Genomic DNA, 16,006 nt, shown 5'->3' on the forward strand with positions numbered 1-16,006 from the left:
CATGCAAACCAATCTCGCCGACTTCATCAAGGACACTCCGGAGGGCATCGAGGCCGACGCGATCCTGCGCGCCTGCGTGCACTGCGGCTTCTGCACCGCCACCTGCCCGACCTACCAATTGCTGGGCGACGAGCTGGATGGCCCGCGCGGCAGGATCTACCTGATCAAGCAGGTGCTGGAAGGGGCGGCGCCCACGCGCAAGACCCAGCTGCACCTGGACCGCTGCCTCACCTGCCGCAACTGCGAGACGACGTGTCCGTCCGGAGTGCGCTACGGCCGCCTGGTCGATATCGGCCGCAAGGTGGTCGAGGCGCGCGTGCCGCGTCCCGCGGGTGAACGCCTCAAGCGCGCGACGCTGAAGGAATTCCTGCCGCGGACCAGCCTGTTCAAGCCCGCGTTCTGGGCCGGACAACTGGCGCGGCCCGTGCTGCCCGCAACCTTGCGCGGCAAGCTGCAGCCGGCGCCCGCCGCCGGCCACTGGCCCACGCGCGCGCATGCGCGCAAGATGCTGGTACTGGAAGGCTGCGTGCAGCCGGCGATGGCACCCAACGTCAATGCCGCCACGGCGCGCGTGCTCGATGCGCTCGGCGTGCAATTGCTGGCGGCGCCGCGTGCCGGCTGCTGCGGCGCCGTGCGCTTCCACATGAACGACCAGGACGGCGGCCTGGCCGACATGCGCCGCAACGTCGATGCCTGGTGGCCGTACGTGGAGCAGGGCATCGAGGCGATCGTGATGACGGCGTCCGGCTGCGGCGTGACGGTCAAGGACTACGGCCACCTGCTGGCCCACGATCCGGCCTATGCGGACAAGGCCGCGCGCATCGCCGCGCTGACGAAGGACTTGTCCGAGATCGTGTGCGACTTCGAAGGCGAGATCGCCGCACGCCTGGCCGGCCGCATCCACGAGCGCGTCGCCTTCCACCCGCCGTGCACGCTGCAGCACGGCCAGCGCATCCGCGGCAAGGTCGAGGGCGTGCTGCGCGCGGCCGGCGTCGACGTCGTGCTGTGCGCGGAAAGCCACCTGTGCTGCGGCTCGGCCGGCACCTATTCCGTGCTGCACCCCGAGCTGGCGCAGCAGCTGCGCGACCGCAAGCTGGCCAACCTGGAAGCGACCGGGGCGCGGGAAATCGTGTCCGCCAATGTCGGTTGCATCGGACATCTGCAGTCGGGGACGGCGACGCCCGTGTCGCATTGGATCGAGTTTGTTGACAGGGCAATGGCGAGGGCACAGGCCTGAAGAGGGCGCCGACGCGAAAACCGGCACCGTGGTAGCATCGGCGCCCGGATTTTTGCAATTGGAGGCTTCCGTGAGTTTCGTGTTTCGGCTGATTTCCCAGGACGAGGATGCGGCGCCGTCGGTCGCGTTCCAGGACAGCATCAGTCCCGGCTACGTGCCCTTGTGGGAAGAGGTCGGCGTCTACGATGCGCTGTACAACAGCGACGGCCGCGAGGCGCGCGAGATCTCGCGTGCGATCGCCTACGGCGTGGACAAGCTGGTCGACGACGAGTCGCTGGGGCGGCTGCTGCCGCGTTCGTGCAGGCTGGAGGAGGCGATCCGCTTCCTCGAGAATGTGCACCGCGGCTGTACGATTCATTCGTCGGCGCGGGTCGAGACCCGGTAGCCCGCTCCCCGTCGCCCCTGCGAAGGCAGGTGCCCAATTTTTGTCGAGGCTGCGGTAGCGCGTGCAGAAATTGGGTCCCTGCCTTCGCAGGGACGACGGTCAGTCATTCCGACCACCTTCGCTTCATGACCAAATCCACCACGACCCTCACCGGCGAGACGATCTCGCGCCCACGCATCGAAGCCCTGCTGGCCGACGACCAGCTCATCATGCTCGACGAGTGCGACCTCTCCGGCGCCGATCTGTCGCGCCTGGACCTGCAGGATTGCAGCTTCCGTAATTGCGCGCTCGCCGAAGCGTCGTTCTACGCCGCGAAGCTCGGCCGCACGCGCTGGCAGCGCTGCCGCGGCGGCCATGCCGATTTCGAGTCGGCCGACCTGGTCGACGCCCGCTTCGAATCCTGCGACCTGAACAACGCCAGCTGGCGCCGCGCCAAGCTGGCTTCCGCGCGCTACCGCGGCTGCAAGCTGACAGGGTCCCAATTCGAGGAGGTCGGCCAGCTCGGCCTCACCTTCGAGGATTGCCTGCTGGTCGGCGCCGACCTGCGCCGCATGTCCTTCCGCAAGGCCACGCTGAACTGCCTGGATTTCTCGGATGCCGATTTGTCCGGCTGCGATTTCCGCGACGCCGTGTTCGAGAACGCCAGCCTGCGCGACGCCCACATCAAGGACACACGCTTCGACGGCGCCGACCTGCGCGAGGCGGATCTCGGCGGCCTGAAGTTGTCCAACGCGAAGCAGTTCGCCGGCGCGACCATCTCCCCGCGCCAGGCGGCGGAGCTGGTGCGCACGATGGGCCTGAATGTCGTATGAAGCGCGTCGCGTGATCGGATCGCTGTAGTAATATTACACTCCCATAACATTGCCGGATCGTCAGCGAATCCGGCTGGACAGGAGTGAGACAGATGCGTATCCGATTGCTTGCCGTGGCTGCGGTGTTTACAAGTTACATGGCTGCTTCCGCCGCCTGGGCCCAACAGGTCGTCGCCAGCGCGACCTCGCCGAACGGCGCGTTGAGCGTGGACGTGCAGCTCGACCCGATGGGCAAGCTCGGCTACGACGTCAAGCGCAAGGGCAAGGAAGTCATCGGCCTGTCGCGCCTGGGCTTCAACCTGGCCAACACCCATAAGCTGGACGGCGGCTTCAGCGTGCGCGACAGCCGCACCAGCGAGCATGACGACACTTGGGAGCAACCGTGGGGCGAGCGCCGCTACGTGCGCAACCACTACCGCGAGCTGCGCGTCGAGGTCGAGCAGAAGAACCGCGACAAGCGCGGCCTCGTTGTCGTCTTCCGCATCTACGACGACGGCGTCGGCTTCCGCTACGAATTCCCGTCGCAGCCGCAATTGAAGGACGTCGAGATCACCGACGAGTTGACCGAATTCGTCGTCGCCCAGCCCGCCACCGCCTGGTGGATCCCCGCCGGCGAGCTGCCCGGCCTGGAAGAGCTGGTGCAGAAGGCGCCGCTGAAGGAAATCGGCACCGCCAACACCCCGCTGACCGTGCGCCTGGACGACGGCACCCACATCGCCTTCCACGAGGCGGCGCTGGTCGACTACGCGTCGATGTGGGTGCGCAAGGTCGAGGGGCAGAAGCTGCGTGCCCAGCTCGTGCCGTCGTCCATGGGGCCCGCCGTCGTGCGCCACGGCGCCTTCACGACGCCGTGGCGCACGATGCGCATCGCCGACGACGCGGCCGGCCTGTACATGTCGGACCTGGAACTCAACCTGAACGAGCCGAACAAGCTGGGCGACGTCTCGTGGGTCAAGCCGTCGAAATTCGTCGGCGTGTGGTGGGGCATGCACCTGCAGCAGACGACCTGGAACGCGGGACCGAAGCACGGCGCCACCACCGACAACACGAAAAAATACATCGACTTCGCCGCGCAGAACGGCTTCCGCGGCGTGCTGGTCGAGGGCTGGAACCAGGGCTGGGAAAGCGACTGGGGACACGGCGGCGCCGACTTCAGCTTCACGAAGGCGTACCCGGACTTCGACCTGCCGGTCTTGTCCGCGTATGCGAAGCAGAAGGGCGTGCGCCTGATCGGCCACCACGAGACGGGCGGCAACCTCGTCGCCTACGAAAAGCAGATGGACGATGCGTATAAACTGTATGCCAAGTACGGCGTGGACAGCGTCAAGTCCGGCTATGTGCACGAGGCGGGTACCATGCTGTTCCCGGGGGCGGACGGCAAGCCGCACTATGGCAACTACGATTCGCAGGAGGGCGTGCGCCACTTCCTGAAGGCCGTGACGGAAGCGGCGCGCTACAAGATCGCCGTCGACACCCATGAGCCGATCAAGGACACGGGCCTGCGCCGCACCTATCCGAACTGGCTGTCGCGCGAAGGCGCGCGCGGCGTCGAATACAACGCCTGGGGCAACCCGCCGAACCCCGTCGACCACGAGGCCAAGCTGGTGTTCACGCGCATGCTGAGCGGCCCGATGGACTATACGCCGGGCGTCCTGAGCCTCGTCGGCGCCGACAACAAGGTGTTCAATTCGACGCAGGCCAAGCAACTCGCCAACTTCGTCGTGATCTATTCCCCCATCGTGATGGCGGCCGATATCCCGGAAAACTACGCCAAATACCCGAAGGCCTTCAAGTTCATCAAGGACGTGCCGACCGACTGGGCCGACACGCGCGTGATCAACGGCGCCGTGGGCGAGTACGTGACGATGGCGCGCAAGGACCGCAAGTCCGACGACTGGTACGTCGGCGCCGTCACCGACGCCAATGCGCGCACCCTGGCGCTGCCGCTGGCCTTCCTCGACAAGGATAAACAGTATGTGGCGGAGATCTACCGCGACGGCGATGCCGCCGACTACCGCAACGCGCACCGCTTCGACCTCGTGGTCGAGACGAAGGCAGTGACGGCGAAGGACACGCTGCAACTGAAGCTGGCGCCGGGCGGCGGGCAGGCGATCAGGATCGTGCCGAAGAAGTAAGCGCACCCGCTCGTCGTTGCCGCCCGCGCGCACTGCTGTCCGGAATATCGTTCGCGAAAAAATGCACCGTCATTCCCGCGCAGGCGGGAATCCATACTGAGCAACCGGATTCCGTATGTTGAATACGCCCCGGCGTTTACAAGGACCGACTTTGGCGCCTCAGCATGGATTCCCGCCTGCGCGGGAACGACGAGCTACTGCTGCAACGCCTTCTCGATATCCCCCGCAATGTCTTCCGGCTTCGTGGTCGGCGCATACCGGTGCAGCACGCGCCCGTCGCGCCCGACGAGGAACTTGGTGAAGTTCCACTTGATCGCCTCGGTGCCCAGCACGCCCGGGGCGCTTTCCTTCAAATGCTTCCACAGCGGATGCGCGCCGTCGCCGTTGACGTCGACCTTGGCGAATATGGGAAAGCTCACGCCGTAGTTCTTTTCGCAGAAGGCGCCGATCTCGGCCTCGTCGCCGGGTTCCTGGTGGCCGAACTGGTTGCAGGGGAAGCCCAGGATCTCCAGGCCGCGCGCGTGCAGTTCACGGTAGACCTTTTCCAGCCCCTGGTATTGCGGCGTGAAGCCGCATTTGCTGGCCGTGTTTACGACCAGCAGCACCTTGCCGCGGTACTGAGCCAGGTCCACCGGTTTGCCGTCGAGGGAGGTGGCCTGGAAATCGAATACGTTCATCGTCGTCTCCTGCTTCGAGTTGATTCAAAGGCAAGAGTGTACGTCAAAGCGGGGCACCCGTTGTGGGGCGTGCCGACCACGCGATCAAACGATGCCGAGATGCTCCGTCCCCGCCGAGAAATCGCGGTTCTTCGCGTGCTTGCTGTTGAGCTTGATGTTCAGGCGCAGGTCGTTGACGGAGTCGGCGTTGCGCAGCGCGTCCTCGTAGCTGATCTTGTCCGCCTCGTACAGGTCGAACAGCGCCTGGTCGAAGGTCTGCATGCCGAGTTCGCGCGACTTCTTCATGATCTCCTTGATCTCGTGGACTTCGCCCTTGAAGATCAGGTCGGAGATCAGCGGGGAGTTCAGCAGGATCTCGATGGCGACCACGCGGCCCTTGGCTTCCTTTTTCGGGATCAGGCGCTGCGAGACGAGGCCCTTCAGGTTCAGCGACAGGTCCATCAGCAGTTGCTGGCGCCGTTCCTCGGGGAAGAAGTTGATAATGCGGTCGAGCGCCTGGTTGGCGCTGTTGGCATGCAGCGTGGCCAGGCACAAATGGCCCGTCTCGGCGAAGGCGATCGCGTGTTCCATCGTTTCGCGGTCGCGGATCTCGCCGATCTGGATCACGTCCGGGGCCTGGCGCAGCGAGTTCTTCAGCGCGGCCTCGAAGCTGTCCGTGTCGACGCCCACTTCGCGCTGCGTGATCACGCAGTTGCGGTGCGGGTGCACGAATTCGACGGGGTCCTCGATCGTGATGATGTGGCCGTAGCTGTTTTCGTTGCGGTAGCCGACCATCGCCGCCAGCGTCGTCGACTTGCCCGAGCCCGTGGCGCCGACCATGATGACGAGGCCGCGCTTGGTCATGACGACGTCCTTCAGCACATCCGGCAGTTCCAGGTCCTCGAACTTCGGGATCGTGGTGGTGATCACGCGCAGCACCATGCCCACGGCGCCCATCTGCATGAATGCGGAGACGCGGAAGCGTCCCAGGTCGCCGGGGCTGATGGCGAAGTTGGCTTCCTTGGTCAGCTCGAAGCCGGCAGCCTGCTTGTCGTTCATGATGGCGCGCGCCAGGTCGGCCGTGTGCGAGGCCGACAGGGACTGGCTCGACACGGGCGTCATGCGGCCGTCGACCTTGATCGCGGGCGGGAAGCCGGACGTGATGAACAGGTCCGAGCCGCCTTTCGCCACCATCAGGCGCAGCAGGTCGAACATGAATTTGGCGGCCTGGTCGCGTTCCATGTCAGTCCTTAACCCGGGAAGTTCTCGGGGATCTTGGCGGCGGCGCGCGCGGCGCTCGATGAGATCACGTTGCGGCGCACGAGGTCCGTCAGGTTCTGGTCCAGCGTCTGCATGCCCACGTTCGAGCCGGTCTGGATCGCCGAATACATCTGCGCGATCTTCGCTTCGCGGATCAGGTTGCGGATGGCCGGCGTGCCGATCATGATCTCGTGCGCGGCCACGCGGCCGGAGCCGTCCTTGGTCTTGAGCAGCGTCTGCGAGATCACGGCCTGCAGCGACTCCGACAGCATCGCGCGCACCATTTCCTTTTCCTCGGCCGGGAACACGTCGACGATGCGGTCGATGGTCTTGGCGGCGGACGAGGTGTGCAGCGTGCCGAACACCAGGTGGCCCGTCTCGGCGGCCGACAGCGCCAGGCGGATCGTCTCCAGGTCGCGCAGCTCGCCGACCAGGATCGCGTCCGGGTCTTCGCGCAGGGCCGAGCGCAGCGCGTTGTTGAAGGACAGCGTGTGCGGGCCCACTTCGCGCTGGTTGATCAGGCACTTCTTCGATTCGTGCACGAACTCGATCGGGTCCTCGATGGTGAGGATGTGGCCGTACTCGTTTTCGTTCATGTGGTTGACCATGGCGGCCAGCGTCGTCGACTTGCCCGAGCCGGTAGGGCCCGTCACCAGCACGAGACCGCGCGGCTTCAGCGCCAGCTCGGCGAAGATCTTCGGCGCGTTCAATTCTTCCAGCGACAGGATCTTGGACGGAATCGTGCGCATGACGGCCGAGGCGCCCCGTTCCTGGTTGTAGGCGTTCACGCGGAAGCGGGCCAGGCCCGGAATGGCGAACGAGAAATCGCACTCCAGCATCTCTTCGTACTGCTTGCGCTGGCCGTCGTTCATGATGTCGTAGATCATGCCGTGCACGTCCTTGTGCTCCAGCGGCGGCAGGTTGATGCGGCGCACGTCGCCATGCACGCGGATCATCGGCGGCAGGCCGGCCGACAGGTGCAGGTCCGACGCCTTGTTTTTAACGGAGAAGGCAAGCAGTTCCGAGATGTCCATTCGCTATAATCCTTGTGCCCTTGGATAGCCTGTCCGACAAGGGCGCGTGTAACCGAAAAATATTTCCTACAGAAAACCATTATGTCCACAATCGCCGCCAACTTGCAAGCTGTCGAAGCGACAATCGAGGCCGCCTGCCAGGCCGCCGGAAGGGCGCGTTCGACGGTGCGTTTGCTGGCCGTCTCGAAGACCTTCCCTGCGGAAGCGGTGCTCGAGGCGCTCGCCACGGGGCAGCGCGCCTTCGGCGAAAACTATGTGCAGGAAGGCGTCGACAAGATCGCCGCTGTCGCAAAAGCGCGACCCGAGCTGGTGCTCGAATGGCATTTCATCGGTCCGATCCAGAGCAACAAGACCCGTCCCATCGCGGCGAACTTCGACTGGGTGCACACGGTCGACCGTCTCAAGATCGCCCAGCGCCTGTCGGAGCAGCGTCCGCCCGAGCGCGGCCCGCTCGACATCTGCCTGCAGGTGAACATCAGCGGCGAAGCGAGCAAGAGCGGCGTGGCCGCCGACGAGCTGCCTGCGCTGGCCCGGGCCGTGGTGGCGCTGCCCAATCTGCGCCTGCGCGGCCTGATGGCGATCCCGGAGCCGCAGGCCGACCCGGCGCTGCAGCGCGCGCCGTTCGCCCGCCTGCGCGCGCTGGCCGATGAACTCGCGGCCGCCGGCATCCCCGTCGACACGCTGTCGATGGGCATGTCGGGCGACATGGGCGCGGCCATCATGGAAGGCGCGACCATCGTGCGCGTGGGCAGCGCCATCTTCGGCGCGCGCCATTACGAATAGCATCGGCAACAGCCATCAGCGAACAGGAGCACCATGAAGATCAGTTTCATCGGCGGCGGCAACATGGCCACCGCCCTCATCGCGGGCCTCGCCGGCGCCGTCGCGCAGGCACAGGACATCCACGTGGTCGATCCGAACCCGGAAGCGCTGGAGCGCCTGCGCGCGAGCTATGGCGTGACGACGGCGCCCGACATCGGCGCCGGGGTCGCGGCCAGCGACGTGATCGTGCTGGCGGTGAAGCCGCAGCAGATGCGCGACGTCGCGCTCCACTTGCAGTCGCAGCTGGGCAACCGTCCGCTGCTGCTGTCGATCGCCGCCGGCATCCGCGGCGCCGACCTGTCGCGCTGGCTGAACGGCTACGGCGCCATCGTGCGCACGATGCCGAACACGCCGGCGCTGATCGGCCAGGGCGTCACGGGCATGGTCGCGATGGCCGGCGTGAGCGCGGCACAGAAGGAAGCCGCCGACAGCGTCATGCGCGCCGTCGGCCGCACCGTGTGGCTGGACGAGGAAAGCCTGATCGATCCGGTGACGGCGGTGTCGGGCAGCGGCCCGGCCTATGTGTTCTACTTCCTCGAGGCGATGCAGCAGGCGGCCGTCGAGATGGGCCTGTCGGCCGAGCAGGGCAAGGCGCTGGCGCTGGCCACCTTCACGGGCGCGGCCCAGCTGGCGGCGCAGTCGGACGACAGCGTGGAAGTGCTGCGCCAGCGCGTCACGTCCAAGGGCGGGACGACGCATGCGGCCATCACGAGCATGGAAGCGGCGGGCGTGAAGGAGGCGATCGTCGCGGCCATGAAGGCGGCGGCGGCGCGGGGCAGAGAGTTGGGTGAGGAATTGGGTAACGCCAACTGAAGCGTTGGCTTTAAAACCGTCGTCCCTGCGCAGGCAGGGACCCAATGTAGCGCTGACGCTACTCGAAATTGGGTCCCTGCCTGCGCAGGGACGACGTTGTTTCAGGGCGCGTGTTTGCGTCTAGCGCCGGAACTGCCGCACGACCCCCAGCACGTTGCGGGCCATGCTCATGCCCGTCATGACGGTGCCGGCCAGCGCCGCGATGGTCTTGCGCCGCGCCAGCATCACGCCCAGCATGGCGGCGGCCGAGGCCAGCACCGCCTTCTTGTGGCCGACGACGAAGCCGGCCACCGGATGGCCGAGGGCGTTCGACGGGCGCAGCGCCAAAACGGCGTCGGCCAGTTCGGCGCGTTCCTCGGCGCAGCGCGAGATCAGTTCCAGGCGGCGTTGGGCGAGCGATGGCTTATTCATGGACGGCTCCCGGCACGGTCGGTGCGTGGGCTGCGGCATTCGCAGCGGCATTCGCTTCGGCATGCGCCTCGGCATCGCGGATGGCCGCGGCCTGGCGCACGTAGTCGACGTCCTTGCGCAGTTCGGCCAGCGTGGCCGCCAGCAGCGGCGGCTTCGCGTTCAGGGACGAGCGCACCTTCAGCAGCATCAGCAGGGCCACCACGACGAACAGGATCGCCATGCCGGCCGTGGCCTGCAGCGGGTAGGTGTCCCAGAACAGCAGGATCACGAAGAAGGCGCCGAGCATGAAGCCGGCTGCCAGCAGGAACACGGCCAGCACGGCCAGGGCGACGTGGCCCAGCATGCGGCGCGCGTCTTCCTGGAACTCGACCGCGGCCAGTTCGAGGCGCGTGCCGACCATGGTTGCCAGCGTCGAGGCTGCGCGGCCCGCGGCCGCGAAGATCGCCATTATTTACGGGCGATCAGCATGCCCAGCACGACACCGATCGCGGTGCCCAGGCCGACGGCCTTCCACGGATTTTCCTTGACGTATTCGTCGGTGGCCTTGGCGGCGACCTTGGTCTTCTCGACCACGGCTTCTTCCAGGTGGATGATGTTTTCCTTGGCCGACACGAGGGTGCGCTCGAACTTGGCCTTGGCCGCCTTGAACTCCTCGCCCGTCAGGTGGCCGCTGTGGCGCAGCCAGGCTTCGGCGTCGTGGACGACGTTCTTCAGGTCGGACAGCAACTGGTCGCGCGTGCCGGTCTGGGTGGGGATTTTTTCCATCATGGGTGGGCCTCTCTGTTGGCTATGGTGTATTGGACAATATTATCCTAAAGCATAGTCTAGCGCGACACCGAAGAATAGTGCGGCACCCAACCAATTGTTATGGCGGAAAGCCTTGAAGCACAGCATGCGGTCGCGTCCGCGGATCAGCGTGTAGTGGTAGAGGGCCATCGCCGCCGCCACGGCCACGCCGGCCACGAACCACCAGCGCAGGCCCAGCATCCAGCCGCAGGCGAGGTCGATGCCCAGCGCCGCCGCATAGCACAGCATGATGGCGGCCACGTCGTAGCGGCCGAAGGTGATGGCGGACGTGCGGATGCCGATCTTGAGGTCGTCGTCGCGGTCGACCATCGCATATTCCGTGTCGTAGGCCACCGACCAGAACACGTTCGCCGCCAGCAGCCACCAGGCCACGGCCGGCACCTGGCCCTGCACGGCGGCGAAGGCCATCGGGATGCCGAAGCCGAACGCGATGCCGAGGTAGGCCTGGGGGATCGCGAAGAAGCGCTTGAAATAGGGATAGCTGCCGGCGACGATCACGGCCACCACGGACAGCTGCTTGGTCAGCGCGTTCAGCGGCAGGATCAGCAGGAAGGAGACGATGGCCAGCACGGCCGCCACCATCAGCGCTTCCCAGCCCTTGATCCGGCCGCTGGTCAGCGGGCGGTCGACGGTGCGCTTGACGTGGCGGTCGAAGTCGCGGTCGGCGTAATCGTTGATGGCGCAGCCGGCCGAGCGCATCAGCGCCGTGCCCAGCACGAAGATGGTGAGGATCACGGGATCGGGATGGCCATCGGAAGCCATCCACAGTGCCCACAGCGTGGGCCACAACAGCAGCAGGATGCCGATGGGCTTGTCGGCCCGGACGAGGCGGAAGTACAGCGCCAGCTTGTTCATGAGGGAATTCGGAGTGAAGATCTGCAAATCCGAATTGTAGCGTGTGCCGCTCGCGACTCGACACTCAGCCGTCATCCCCGCGGAGGCGGCGATCCATGCTGAGGCGCCAAAGTCGGTATCCTGAGCAGATTCGGGTATCTCACATGGTCCGGCTTCTGATGCTGGGCATGGGTTCCCGCCTGCGCGGGAACGACGGGTGGAGGCTTCAGGCCGCAGCTTGCAGCTGCACCATCTCCACGCCCGGCAGATTGCACTCCGCCACCGCATTGACCACCGCGTCGATGGCCGCGCGGCGCGTGAAGCTCTTGCGCCAGACGATGACCACGCGGCGCGACGGCGCCGGCTCCTGGAAGGGGACGAAGGTCAGCATGCCGTTCGGGTCCTTCATGTCCGGCACCGAGGCGCGCGGCAGCACGGTCAGGCCGATGCCGCTCGCGACCATGTGGCGGATCGTCTCCAGCGACGAGCCTTCGAAGGTGCGCTGCATGCCGTTGCCGGGGTTCGACGAGAAGCGTGCCATTTCCGGGCACACTTCCAGCACCTGGTCGCGGAAGCAGTGGCCCGTACCCAGCAGCAGCATGGTTTCGCTCTTGAGATCCTCGGCCGAGATCTCCTTGCGCTTGGCCCAGGCGTGGTCCTTGGGCATGGCCACGACGAAGGGCTCGTCGTACAGCGCCTGCACGGCCATGCCGTGTTCCGGCAGCGGCAGCGCCATGATGGCGGCGTCCAGCTCGCCCTGGCGCAGCAGGTCCAGCAGCTTGACCGTGAAATTCTCCTGCAGCACCAGCGGCATCTGCGGCACGTTCTCGATCAGGTTCTTCACCAGCGGCGGCAGCAGGTAGGGGCCGACGGTATAGATGACGCCCAGGCGCAGCGGGCCGGACAGCGGGTCCTTGTTCTGCTTGGCCAGCTCCTTGATGGCGGCCGTCTGTTCCAGCACGCGTTCGGCCTGGGCCACGATCTGGGCGCCCAGCGGCGTCACGGAGACTTCCGAGCCGCCGCGCTCGAACAGGGTGACGCCCAGCTCGTCCTCCAGCTTCTTGATGGCGACGGACAGCGTGGGCTGGGCAACGAAACAGGCTTCCGCCGCGTGCCCGAAATGGCGTGCGCGGGCGACGGCGACGATGTACTTCAGTTCGGTCAGGGTCATGGTCGAAATCAGGGATGCGAGCCGTGTCTCGATGAACACGTTTGCCGCAGATTTAGGCAGATGCGCACTATTTTACCGTCAAAGCTGCCGATATAATGGACTGGCCTGGCAATGTTGCCATGTATTAATAGAGAATCCACGATGTCCTCGACCTTCGGCCCGGAACAAGCCCAGGCCTATATGCACAAGCTGCTGGCCGTCATGCACCAGCAGGGCGGTTCCGACCTGTTCATCTCGGCCGACTTCCCGCCCAGCATGAAGCACCAGGGCGCGATGAAGCCGCTGAGCGGCCAGCGCCTGACGGGCGAGGTGACGCGCGCGCTGGCGCTGGCCCTGATGAACGAGCGCCAGCGCGCCGAGTTCGAGGCCGAGATGGAGTGCAATTTCGCCATCTCGCTGCCGGGCGTGTGCCGCTTCCGCGTCAATGTCTTCGTGCAGCAGCAGAGCGTGGGCATGGTGGTGCGCACGATCGCCTCCGAGATCCCGACCTTCGAGAAGCTCGACCTGCCCGAGGTGCTGAAGGACGTCGTGATGACCAAGCGCGGCCTCGTGCTGGTCGTGGGCGGCACCGGCTCCGGCAAGTCGACCACGCTGGCGGCGATGATCGACTACCGCAACAGCCATTCCGCCGGCCACATCATCACGGTCGAGGATCCGGTCGAATACGTCCACAAGAACAAGAACTGCCTCGTCACGCACCGCGAGGTCGGCGTCGACACGCTGTCCTGGCACAACGCGCTGAAGAACACGCTGCGCCAGGCGCCGGACGTGATCCTGATCGGCGAGATCCGCGACACCGAGACGATGGAACACGCGATCGCCTTCGCCGAGACGGGCCACCTGTGCCTGGGCACGCTGCACGCGAACAATGCCAACCAGACGATGGACCGCATCGTCAACTTCTTCCCCGAGGAACGCCGCCCGCAGCTGCTGATGGACCTGTCCGCGAACCTGCGCGCCATCGTCTCGCAGCGCCTGGTGCGCACCGAGGACGGCAAGGGCCGCAAGGCCGCCATCGAGATCCTGCTGAACACGCCGACCATCGGCGAGATGATCCTGAAGGGGAACTTCCACAGCATCAAGGAGATCATGCAGAAGTCGCGCGAACTCGGCATGTGCACGTTCGACCAGGCCCTGTACGACCTCTACAACGCGGGCTTCATCGGCTACGACGAGGCGATCCGCAACGCCGACTCCGCCAACGGCCTGCGCCTGCAGATCAAGCTGTCGGGCGAACGGCAAGCCCCCGGAGAGGGCGCCGCCAGGCCGGCCGAGCTCTCGATGCTGATGGACGAGCCGGACGACGAGGCACCCAAGGCAACCTAACCTACGTCGTCCCTGCGAAGGCAGGGACCCAATTTCGCGCGCCGAAGCCGTACCGCCCAAGCCGCCACGACACCAACCATGCCCACTTTCGAACAAAAAATCACCACCCGCGCCGACCTCCCCGCGCGCATCGCCCAACTCCCGCAACCCGTCGTGCTGACCAACGGCGTGTTCGACATCCTGCACCGCGGCCATGTGACCTACCTGGCGCAGGCGCGCGAACTGGGCGCCTCGCTCGTCGTCGCCGTCAACACGGACGCGTCCGTGAAACGCCTGGGCAAGGGCGACGACCGCCCGCTGAACACGATGGCCGACCGCATGGCCGTGCTGGCCGCGCTGGAATCGGTGAGCCTGGTCGTCGACTTCGACGAGGACACGGCGCTGCAGGTGGTGCAGGAAGCGCGTCCCGGCATCTACGCCAAGGGCGGCGACTACGTGATGGACCAGATCCCGGAAGGGAAGGAAGTGATCGCCCAGGGCGGCAAGGCCGTCGCGATCGATTTCGCGCACGACCGCTCGACCACCAGGCTGGTGGCGAAGATCCGCCAGTTCGGCGGCTGAGCGCTCGCGCCGGAACCGCGCGGCGGGCGCGCGGTCGAACGGAGGCGCCCCGTCGAGCCGGCGCTGAAAGGATGCCGCATGAAGTTCCTTGTCGTACTGCTCGCCGGTGCATTGGCTGCCTGCCAGGCATGGCAAGCGAATGCGCCGGCACATCAAGGTGCCGAAACCGGCGCTGGAATGGGTGCCGGATCAAGTACCGGATCGAGCGGCGCGGCCGGTTCGGCAACGGCGTCGGGCGAGGGGGAGCATGCAGCCATGAGCGGCCACCACGCGATGTGCACGTTCAACCAGCGCCTCCAGCGTGCGCGCACACCCGAAGAGCGCCAGGCCATCCTGGCCCAGGCCATGCCGGACATGCTGCCGGAAGAGCGCGAGCAGCACCTCCTGACGATGCAGCGCCAGTGCCGATGAGCCGGAGCGTCAGCCGCCGCCCGCATAGCCGTTCTGGCGCCACGCTTCGTAGACGACCACGGCGACCGTGTTCGACAGGTTGAGGCTGCGGTTCCCCGGCATCATCGGCAGGCGGATGCGCTGCGCCGGCGGGAACGACTCGCGCAGCGCCGGGTCGAGTCCGCGCGATTCGGCGCCGAACACGAACACGTCGCCCGGCTGGAAGGCGACATCGGCGAACGGGGCCGAGCCGTGCGTGGTCATCGCGAACATGCGGCTGGCGTCCGGCTTGGCGTCGGCCAGGAACGCATCCCAGTTCTTGTGCACCTTCATGGTGGCGTAATCGTGGTAATCGAGGCCGGCGCGGCGCATCTTGGCATCGTCGAGCGGGAAGCCGAGCGGTTCGATCAGGTGCAGCTGGGCGCCCGTGTTGGCGCACAGGCGGATGACGTTGCCCGTGTTGGGCGGGATTTCTGGTTCGACCAGGACTACGTGAAACACAATTTCTCCTTCTTCCTTCAATCATGAGGCGGCGTACGCGCGAACACGAGGTTCGTCACGCGCGCCGCGCCGAATCGCTTGAGCGTCGCCGCCAGTTCGCCCAGCGTGTGGCCGCTCGTCATGACGTCGTCGACGAGGCCGACGTGGCGGCCCGCCACCAGGTCCGGGTCCGTCACGGCGAACGCGCCGCGTACGTTGCGTCCGCGCTGGGCCGGTGCGACGCCGGACTGCGCGACCGTCTCCAGCGTGCGCGCCGCCAGCCGCGGATGCAATGCTACCCCGAGCGCCCCGGCCAGCGGGCGCGCGATTTCCAGCGCCTGGTTGAAGCCGCGCCCGGCCAGCCGCTCCGCGCCCAGCGGCACGGGACACAGCAGGTCGGGCAGGACCAGGTCGCCACGGGCCAGCACGGCATCCCTCAGCATGCGCGCGCACCACGGTGCCAGCGCGAGGCGGGCGCCGAATTTCAACTGCAGCACGAGCTGGTCGAGCGGGGCCGCGTAGTCGGCGGCGGCGACCGTGGCGTCGAAGGCGGGCGTGTCCGATAGACATGCGCCGCATATACCGTCGTCCCGGCGCAGGCCGGGACCCAAGTCTGCATGCGCCACTGGCGACGCAAGATTGGGTCCCGGCCTGCGCCGGGACGACGGGGTGTCCGGCAGCGGATTCGCGCAGCGCGCGCAGCGTACCCGCGGCAACACGTACGCCGCCTGGCATCCCGCGCACACGACCCCGTCGCAGCCGCCTCCGCACAAGGCGCATACCGACGGCAGCAGCGCGTTCAGCAGCGCCCGCGGCCAGCGGCGCCGGCGCACGGAAGCGGGCAGGGACAGTCGGTCGCTCATCGGCTTAAT

General features: G+C 66.5%; 19 protein-coding genes. 9 read left to right on the forward strand and 10 right to left on the reverse strand.

Annotation, left to right across the window (positions count from 1 at the left end):
* The first annotated feature begins 1 nt into the window (after position 1).
* The 4 genes from glcF to QPK32_RS09160 all read left to right on the forward strand — a co-directional run bounded on the left by glcF (position 2) and on the right by QPK32_RS09160 (position 4,569).
* Positions 2-1,237, forward strand: coding sequence for a glycolate oxidase subunit GlcF (gene glcF / locus QPK32_RS09145; protein WP_290412495.1), 1,236 nt, complete (start codon positions 2-4; stop codon positions 1,235-1,237).
* Between the two features lie 70 nt (positions 1,238-1,307).
* Positions 1,308-1,622: a hypothetical protein gene (locus tag QPK32_RS09150; protein WP_290412496.1), complete on the forward strand. Its 315-nt coding sequence runs from the start codon at positions 1,308-1,310 to the stop codon at positions 1,620-1,622.
* A 125-nt stretch (positions 1,623-1,747) separates the two neighbouring features.
* On the forward strand, positions 1,748-2,434 hold the full coding sequence (locus QPK32_RS09155) for a pentapeptide repeat-containing protein (RefSeq protein WP_290412497.1): 687 nt from the start codon (positions 1,748-1,750) through the stop codon (positions 2,432-2,434).
* A gap of 137 nt (positions 2,435-2,571) precedes the next feature.
* Positions 2,572-4,569 carry a glycoside hydrolase family 97 protein gene (locus tag QPK32_RS09160; RefSeq protein ID WP_290412498.1) on the forward strand — a complete coding sequence of 666 codons (1,998 nt, stop codon included), beginning with the start codon at positions 2,572-2,574 and terminating at the stop codon, positions 4,567-4,569.
* A 194-nt stretch (positions 4,570-4,763) separates the two neighbouring features.
* Here QPK32_RS09160 and QPK32_RS09165 read toward each other — a convergent pair whose 3' ends face one another.
* The 3 genes from QPK32_RS09165 to QPK32_RS09175 all read right to left on the reverse strand — a co-directional run bounded on the left by QPK32_RS09165 (position 4,764) and on the right by QPK32_RS09175 (position 7,519).
* Positions 4,764-5,246 carry a glutathione peroxidase gene (locus QPK32_RS09165; protein WP_290412499.1) on the reverse strand — a complete coding sequence of 161 codons (483 nt, stop codon included), beginning with the start codon at positions 5,244-5,246 and terminating at the stop codon, positions 4,764-4,766.
* 84 nt (positions 5,247-5,330) lie between these two features.
* Positions 5,331-6,467 (reverse strand): PilT/PilU family type 4a pilus ATPase, encoded by a 1,137-nt coding sequence (locus QPK32_RS09170; protein WP_290412500.1) that lies wholly within the window; start codon positions 6,465-6,467, stop codon positions 5,331-5,333.
* 8 nt (positions 6,468-6,475) lie between these two features.
* Positions 6,476-7,519: a type IV pilus twitching motility protein PilT gene (locus QPK32_RS09175; RefSeq protein ID WP_290412501.1), complete on the reverse strand. Its 1,044-nt coding sequence runs from the start codon at positions 7,517-7,519 to the stop codon at positions 6,476-6,478.
* 81 nt (positions 7,520-7,600) lie between these two features.
* Between QPK32_RS09175 and QPK32_RS09180 the strand changes: the two genes are divergently transcribed.
* Both QPK32_RS09180 and proC read left to right on the forward strand, forming a co-directional pair.
* Positions 7,601-8,302: a YggS family pyridoxal phosphate-dependent enzyme gene (locus tag QPK32_RS09180; protein WP_290412502.1), complete on the forward strand. Its 702-nt coding sequence runs from the start codon at positions 7,601-7,603 to the stop codon at positions 8,300-8,302.
* A 33-nt stretch (positions 8,303-8,335) separates the two neighbouring features.
* Positions 8,336-9,154, forward strand: a complete 819-nt coding sequence (gene proC, locus QPK32_RS09185; RefSeq protein WP_290412503.1) for a pyrroline-5-carboxylate reductase — start codon at positions 8,336-8,338, stop codon at positions 9,152-9,154.
* A gap of 120 nt (positions 9,155-9,274) precedes the next feature.
* Here the strand turns inward: proC and QPK32_RS09190 are convergent, their stop codons facing one another.
* From QPK32_RS09190 to QPK32_RS09210, 5 genes are all read right to left on the reverse strand, one after another.
* Entirely contained in the window at positions 9,275-9,565 is a 291-nt protein-coding gene (locus QPK32_RS09190; protein ID WP_290412504.1) for a hypothetical protein, read from the reverse strand.
* Positions 9,558-10,013 (reverse strand): phage holin family protein, encoded by a 456-nt coding sequence (locus QPK32_RS09195; RefSeq protein ID WP_290412505.1) that lies wholly within the window; start codon positions 10,011-10,013, stop codon positions 9,558-9,560. The genes QPK32_RS09190 and QPK32_RS09195 overlap by 8 nt, the downstream gene beginning before the upstream one ends.
* Positions 10,013-10,333 (reverse strand): YqjD family protein, encoded by a 321-nt coding sequence (locus QPK32_RS09200; RefSeq protein ID WP_290412506.1) that lies wholly within the window; start codon positions 10,331-10,333, stop codon positions 10,013-10,015. Before QPK32_RS09200 ends, QPK32_RS09195 begins: the two co-directional genes overlap by 1 nt.
* 39 nt (positions 10,334-10,372) lie before the next feature.
* The gene (gene ubiA, locus QPK32_RS09205; RefSeq protein ID WP_290412507.1) at positions 10,373-11,227 is read right to left on the reverse strand and encodes a 4-hydroxybenzoate octaprenyltransferase; all 855 of its coding nucleotides are present in this window, start codon (positions 11,225-11,227) and stop codon (positions 10,373-10,375) included.
* Positions 11,228-11,432: 205 nt separating this feature from the next.
* Positions 11,433-12,377, reverse strand: a complete 945-nt coding sequence (locus tag QPK32_RS09210) for a hydrogen peroxide-inducible genes activator (protein ID WP_290412508.1) — start codon at positions 12,375-12,377, stop codon at positions 11,433-11,435.
* Between the two features lie 141 nt (positions 12,378-12,518).
* Here QPK32_RS09210 and QPK32_RS09215 point away from each other — a divergent pair, with 141 nt between their 5' ends.
* From QPK32_RS09215 to QPK32_RS09225, 3 genes are all read left to right on the forward strand, one after another.
* Positions 12,519-13,703, forward strand: a complete 1,185-nt coding sequence (locus tag QPK32_RS09215) for a PilT/PilU family type 4a pilus ATPase (RefSeq protein WP_290412509.1) — start codon at positions 12,519-12,521, stop codon at positions 13,701-13,703.
* Positions 13,704-13,781: 78 nt separating this feature from the next.
* The gene (gene rfaE2 / locus QPK32_RS09220; protein WP_290412510.1) at positions 13,782-14,264 is read left to right on the forward strand and encodes a D-glycero-beta-D-manno-heptose 1-phosphate adenylyltransferase; all 483 of its coding nucleotides are present in this window, start codon (positions 13,782-13,784) and stop codon (positions 14,262-14,264) included.
* A gap of 78 nt (positions 14,265-14,342) precedes the next feature.
* The gene (locus QPK32_RS09225) at positions 14,343-14,675 is read left to right on the forward strand and encodes a hypothetical protein (RefSeq protein ID WP_290412511.1); all 333 of its coding nucleotides are present in this window, start codon (positions 14,343-14,345) and stop codon (positions 14,673-14,675) included.
* Between the two features lie 9 nt (positions 14,676-14,684).
* On the opposite strand, the gene trmL is transcribed toward QPK32_RS09225, so the two are convergent.
* Both trmL and QPK32_RS09235 read right to left on the reverse strand, forming a co-directional pair.
* Positions 14,685-15,155, reverse strand: a complete 471-nt coding sequence (gene trmL / locus QPK32_RS09230) for a tRNA (uridine(34)/cytosine(34)/5-carboxymethylaminomethyluridine(34)-2'-O)-methyltransferase TrmL (protein ID WP_290412512.1) — start codon at positions 15,153-15,155, stop codon at positions 14,685-14,687.
* Positions 15,156-15,172: 17 nt separating this feature from the next.
* Positions 15,173-15,997 (reverse strand): ComF family protein, encoded by an 825-nt coding sequence (locus tag QPK32_RS09235; protein ID WP_290412513.1) that lies wholly within the window; start codon positions 15,995-15,997, stop codon positions 15,173-15,175.
* Positions 15,998-16,006: the final 9 nt, after the last annotated feature.

Origin of the sequence: Massilia sp. YIM B02763, from assembly GCF_030412015.1 — a bacterium.
Lineage (GTDB): Bacteria > Pseudomonadota > Gammaproteobacteria > Burkholderiales > Burkholderiaceae_D > Telluria.

Excerpts from the sequence above, each read along its gene's own strand:
- glcF (WP_290412495.1), top strand. The coding sequence starts at position 2 with ATGCAAACCAATCTCGCCGACTTCATCAAGGACACTCCGGAGGGCATC.
- QPK32_RS09155 (WP_290412497.1), top strand. The coding sequence starts at position 1,748 with ATGACCAAATCCACCACGACCCTCACCGGCGAGACGATCTCGCGCCCA.
- QPK32_RS09160 (WP_290412498.1), top strand. The coding sequence starts at position 2,572 with ATGGCTGCTTCCGCCGCCTGGGCCCAACAGGTCGTCGCCAGCGCGACC.
- QPK32_RS09165 (WP_290412499.1), bottom strand. The coding sequence starts at position 5,246 with ATGAACGTATTCGATTTCCAGGCCACCTCCCTCGACGGCAAACCGGTG.
- QPK32_RS09170 (WP_290412500.1), bottom strand. The coding sequence starts at position 6,467 with ATGGAACGCGACCAGGCCGCCAAATTCATGTTCGACCTGCTGCGCCTG.
- QPK32_RS09175 (WP_290412501.1), bottom strand. The coding sequence starts at position 7,519 with ATGGACATCTCGGAACTGCTTGCCTTCTCCGTTAAAAACAAGGCGTCG.
- QPK32_RS09180 (WP_290412502.1), top strand. The coding sequence starts at position 7,601 with ATGTCCACAATCGCCGCCAACTTGCAAGCTGTCGAAGCGACAATCGAG.
- proC (WP_290412503.1), top strand. The coding sequence starts at position 8,336 with ATGAAGATCAGTTTCATCGGCGGCGGCAACATGGCCACCGCCCTCATC.
- QPK32_RS09190 (WP_290412504.1), bottom strand. The coding sequence starts at position 9,565 with ATGAATAAGCCATCGCTCGCCCAACGCCGCCTGGAACTGATCTCGCGC.
- QPK32_RS09195 (WP_290412505.1), bottom strand. The coding sequence starts at position 10,013 with ATGGCGATCTTCGCGGCCGCGGGCCGCGCAGCCTCGACGCTGGCAACC.
- QPK32_RS09200 (WP_290412506.1), bottom strand. The coding sequence starts at position 10,333 with ATGATGGAAAAAATCCCCACCCAGACCGGCACGCGCGACCAGTTGCTG.
- ubiA (WP_290412507.1), bottom strand. The coding sequence starts at position 11,227 with ATGAACAAGCTGGCGCTGTACTTCCGCCTCGTCCGGGCCGACAAGCCC.
- QPK32_RS09210 (WP_290412508.1), bottom strand. The coding sequence starts at position 12,377 with ATGACCCTGACCGAACTGAAGTACATCGTCGCCGTCGCCCGCGCACGC.
- QPK32_RS09215 (WP_290412509.1), top strand. The coding sequence starts at position 12,519 with ATGTCCTCGACCTTCGGCCCGGAACAAGCCCAGGCCTATATGCACAAG.
- rfaE2 (WP_290412510.1), top strand. The coding sequence starts at position 13,782 with ATGCCCACTTTCGAACAAAAAATCACCACCCGCGCCGACCTCCCCGCG.
- QPK32_RS09225 (WP_290412511.1), top strand. The coding sequence starts at position 14,343 with ATGAAGTTCCTTGTCGTACTGCTCGCCGGTGCATTGGCTGCCTGCCAG.
- QPK32_RS09235 (WP_290412513.1), bottom strand. The coding sequence starts at position 15,997 with ATGAGCGACCGACTGTCCCTGCCCGCTTCCGTGCGCCGGCGCCGCTGG.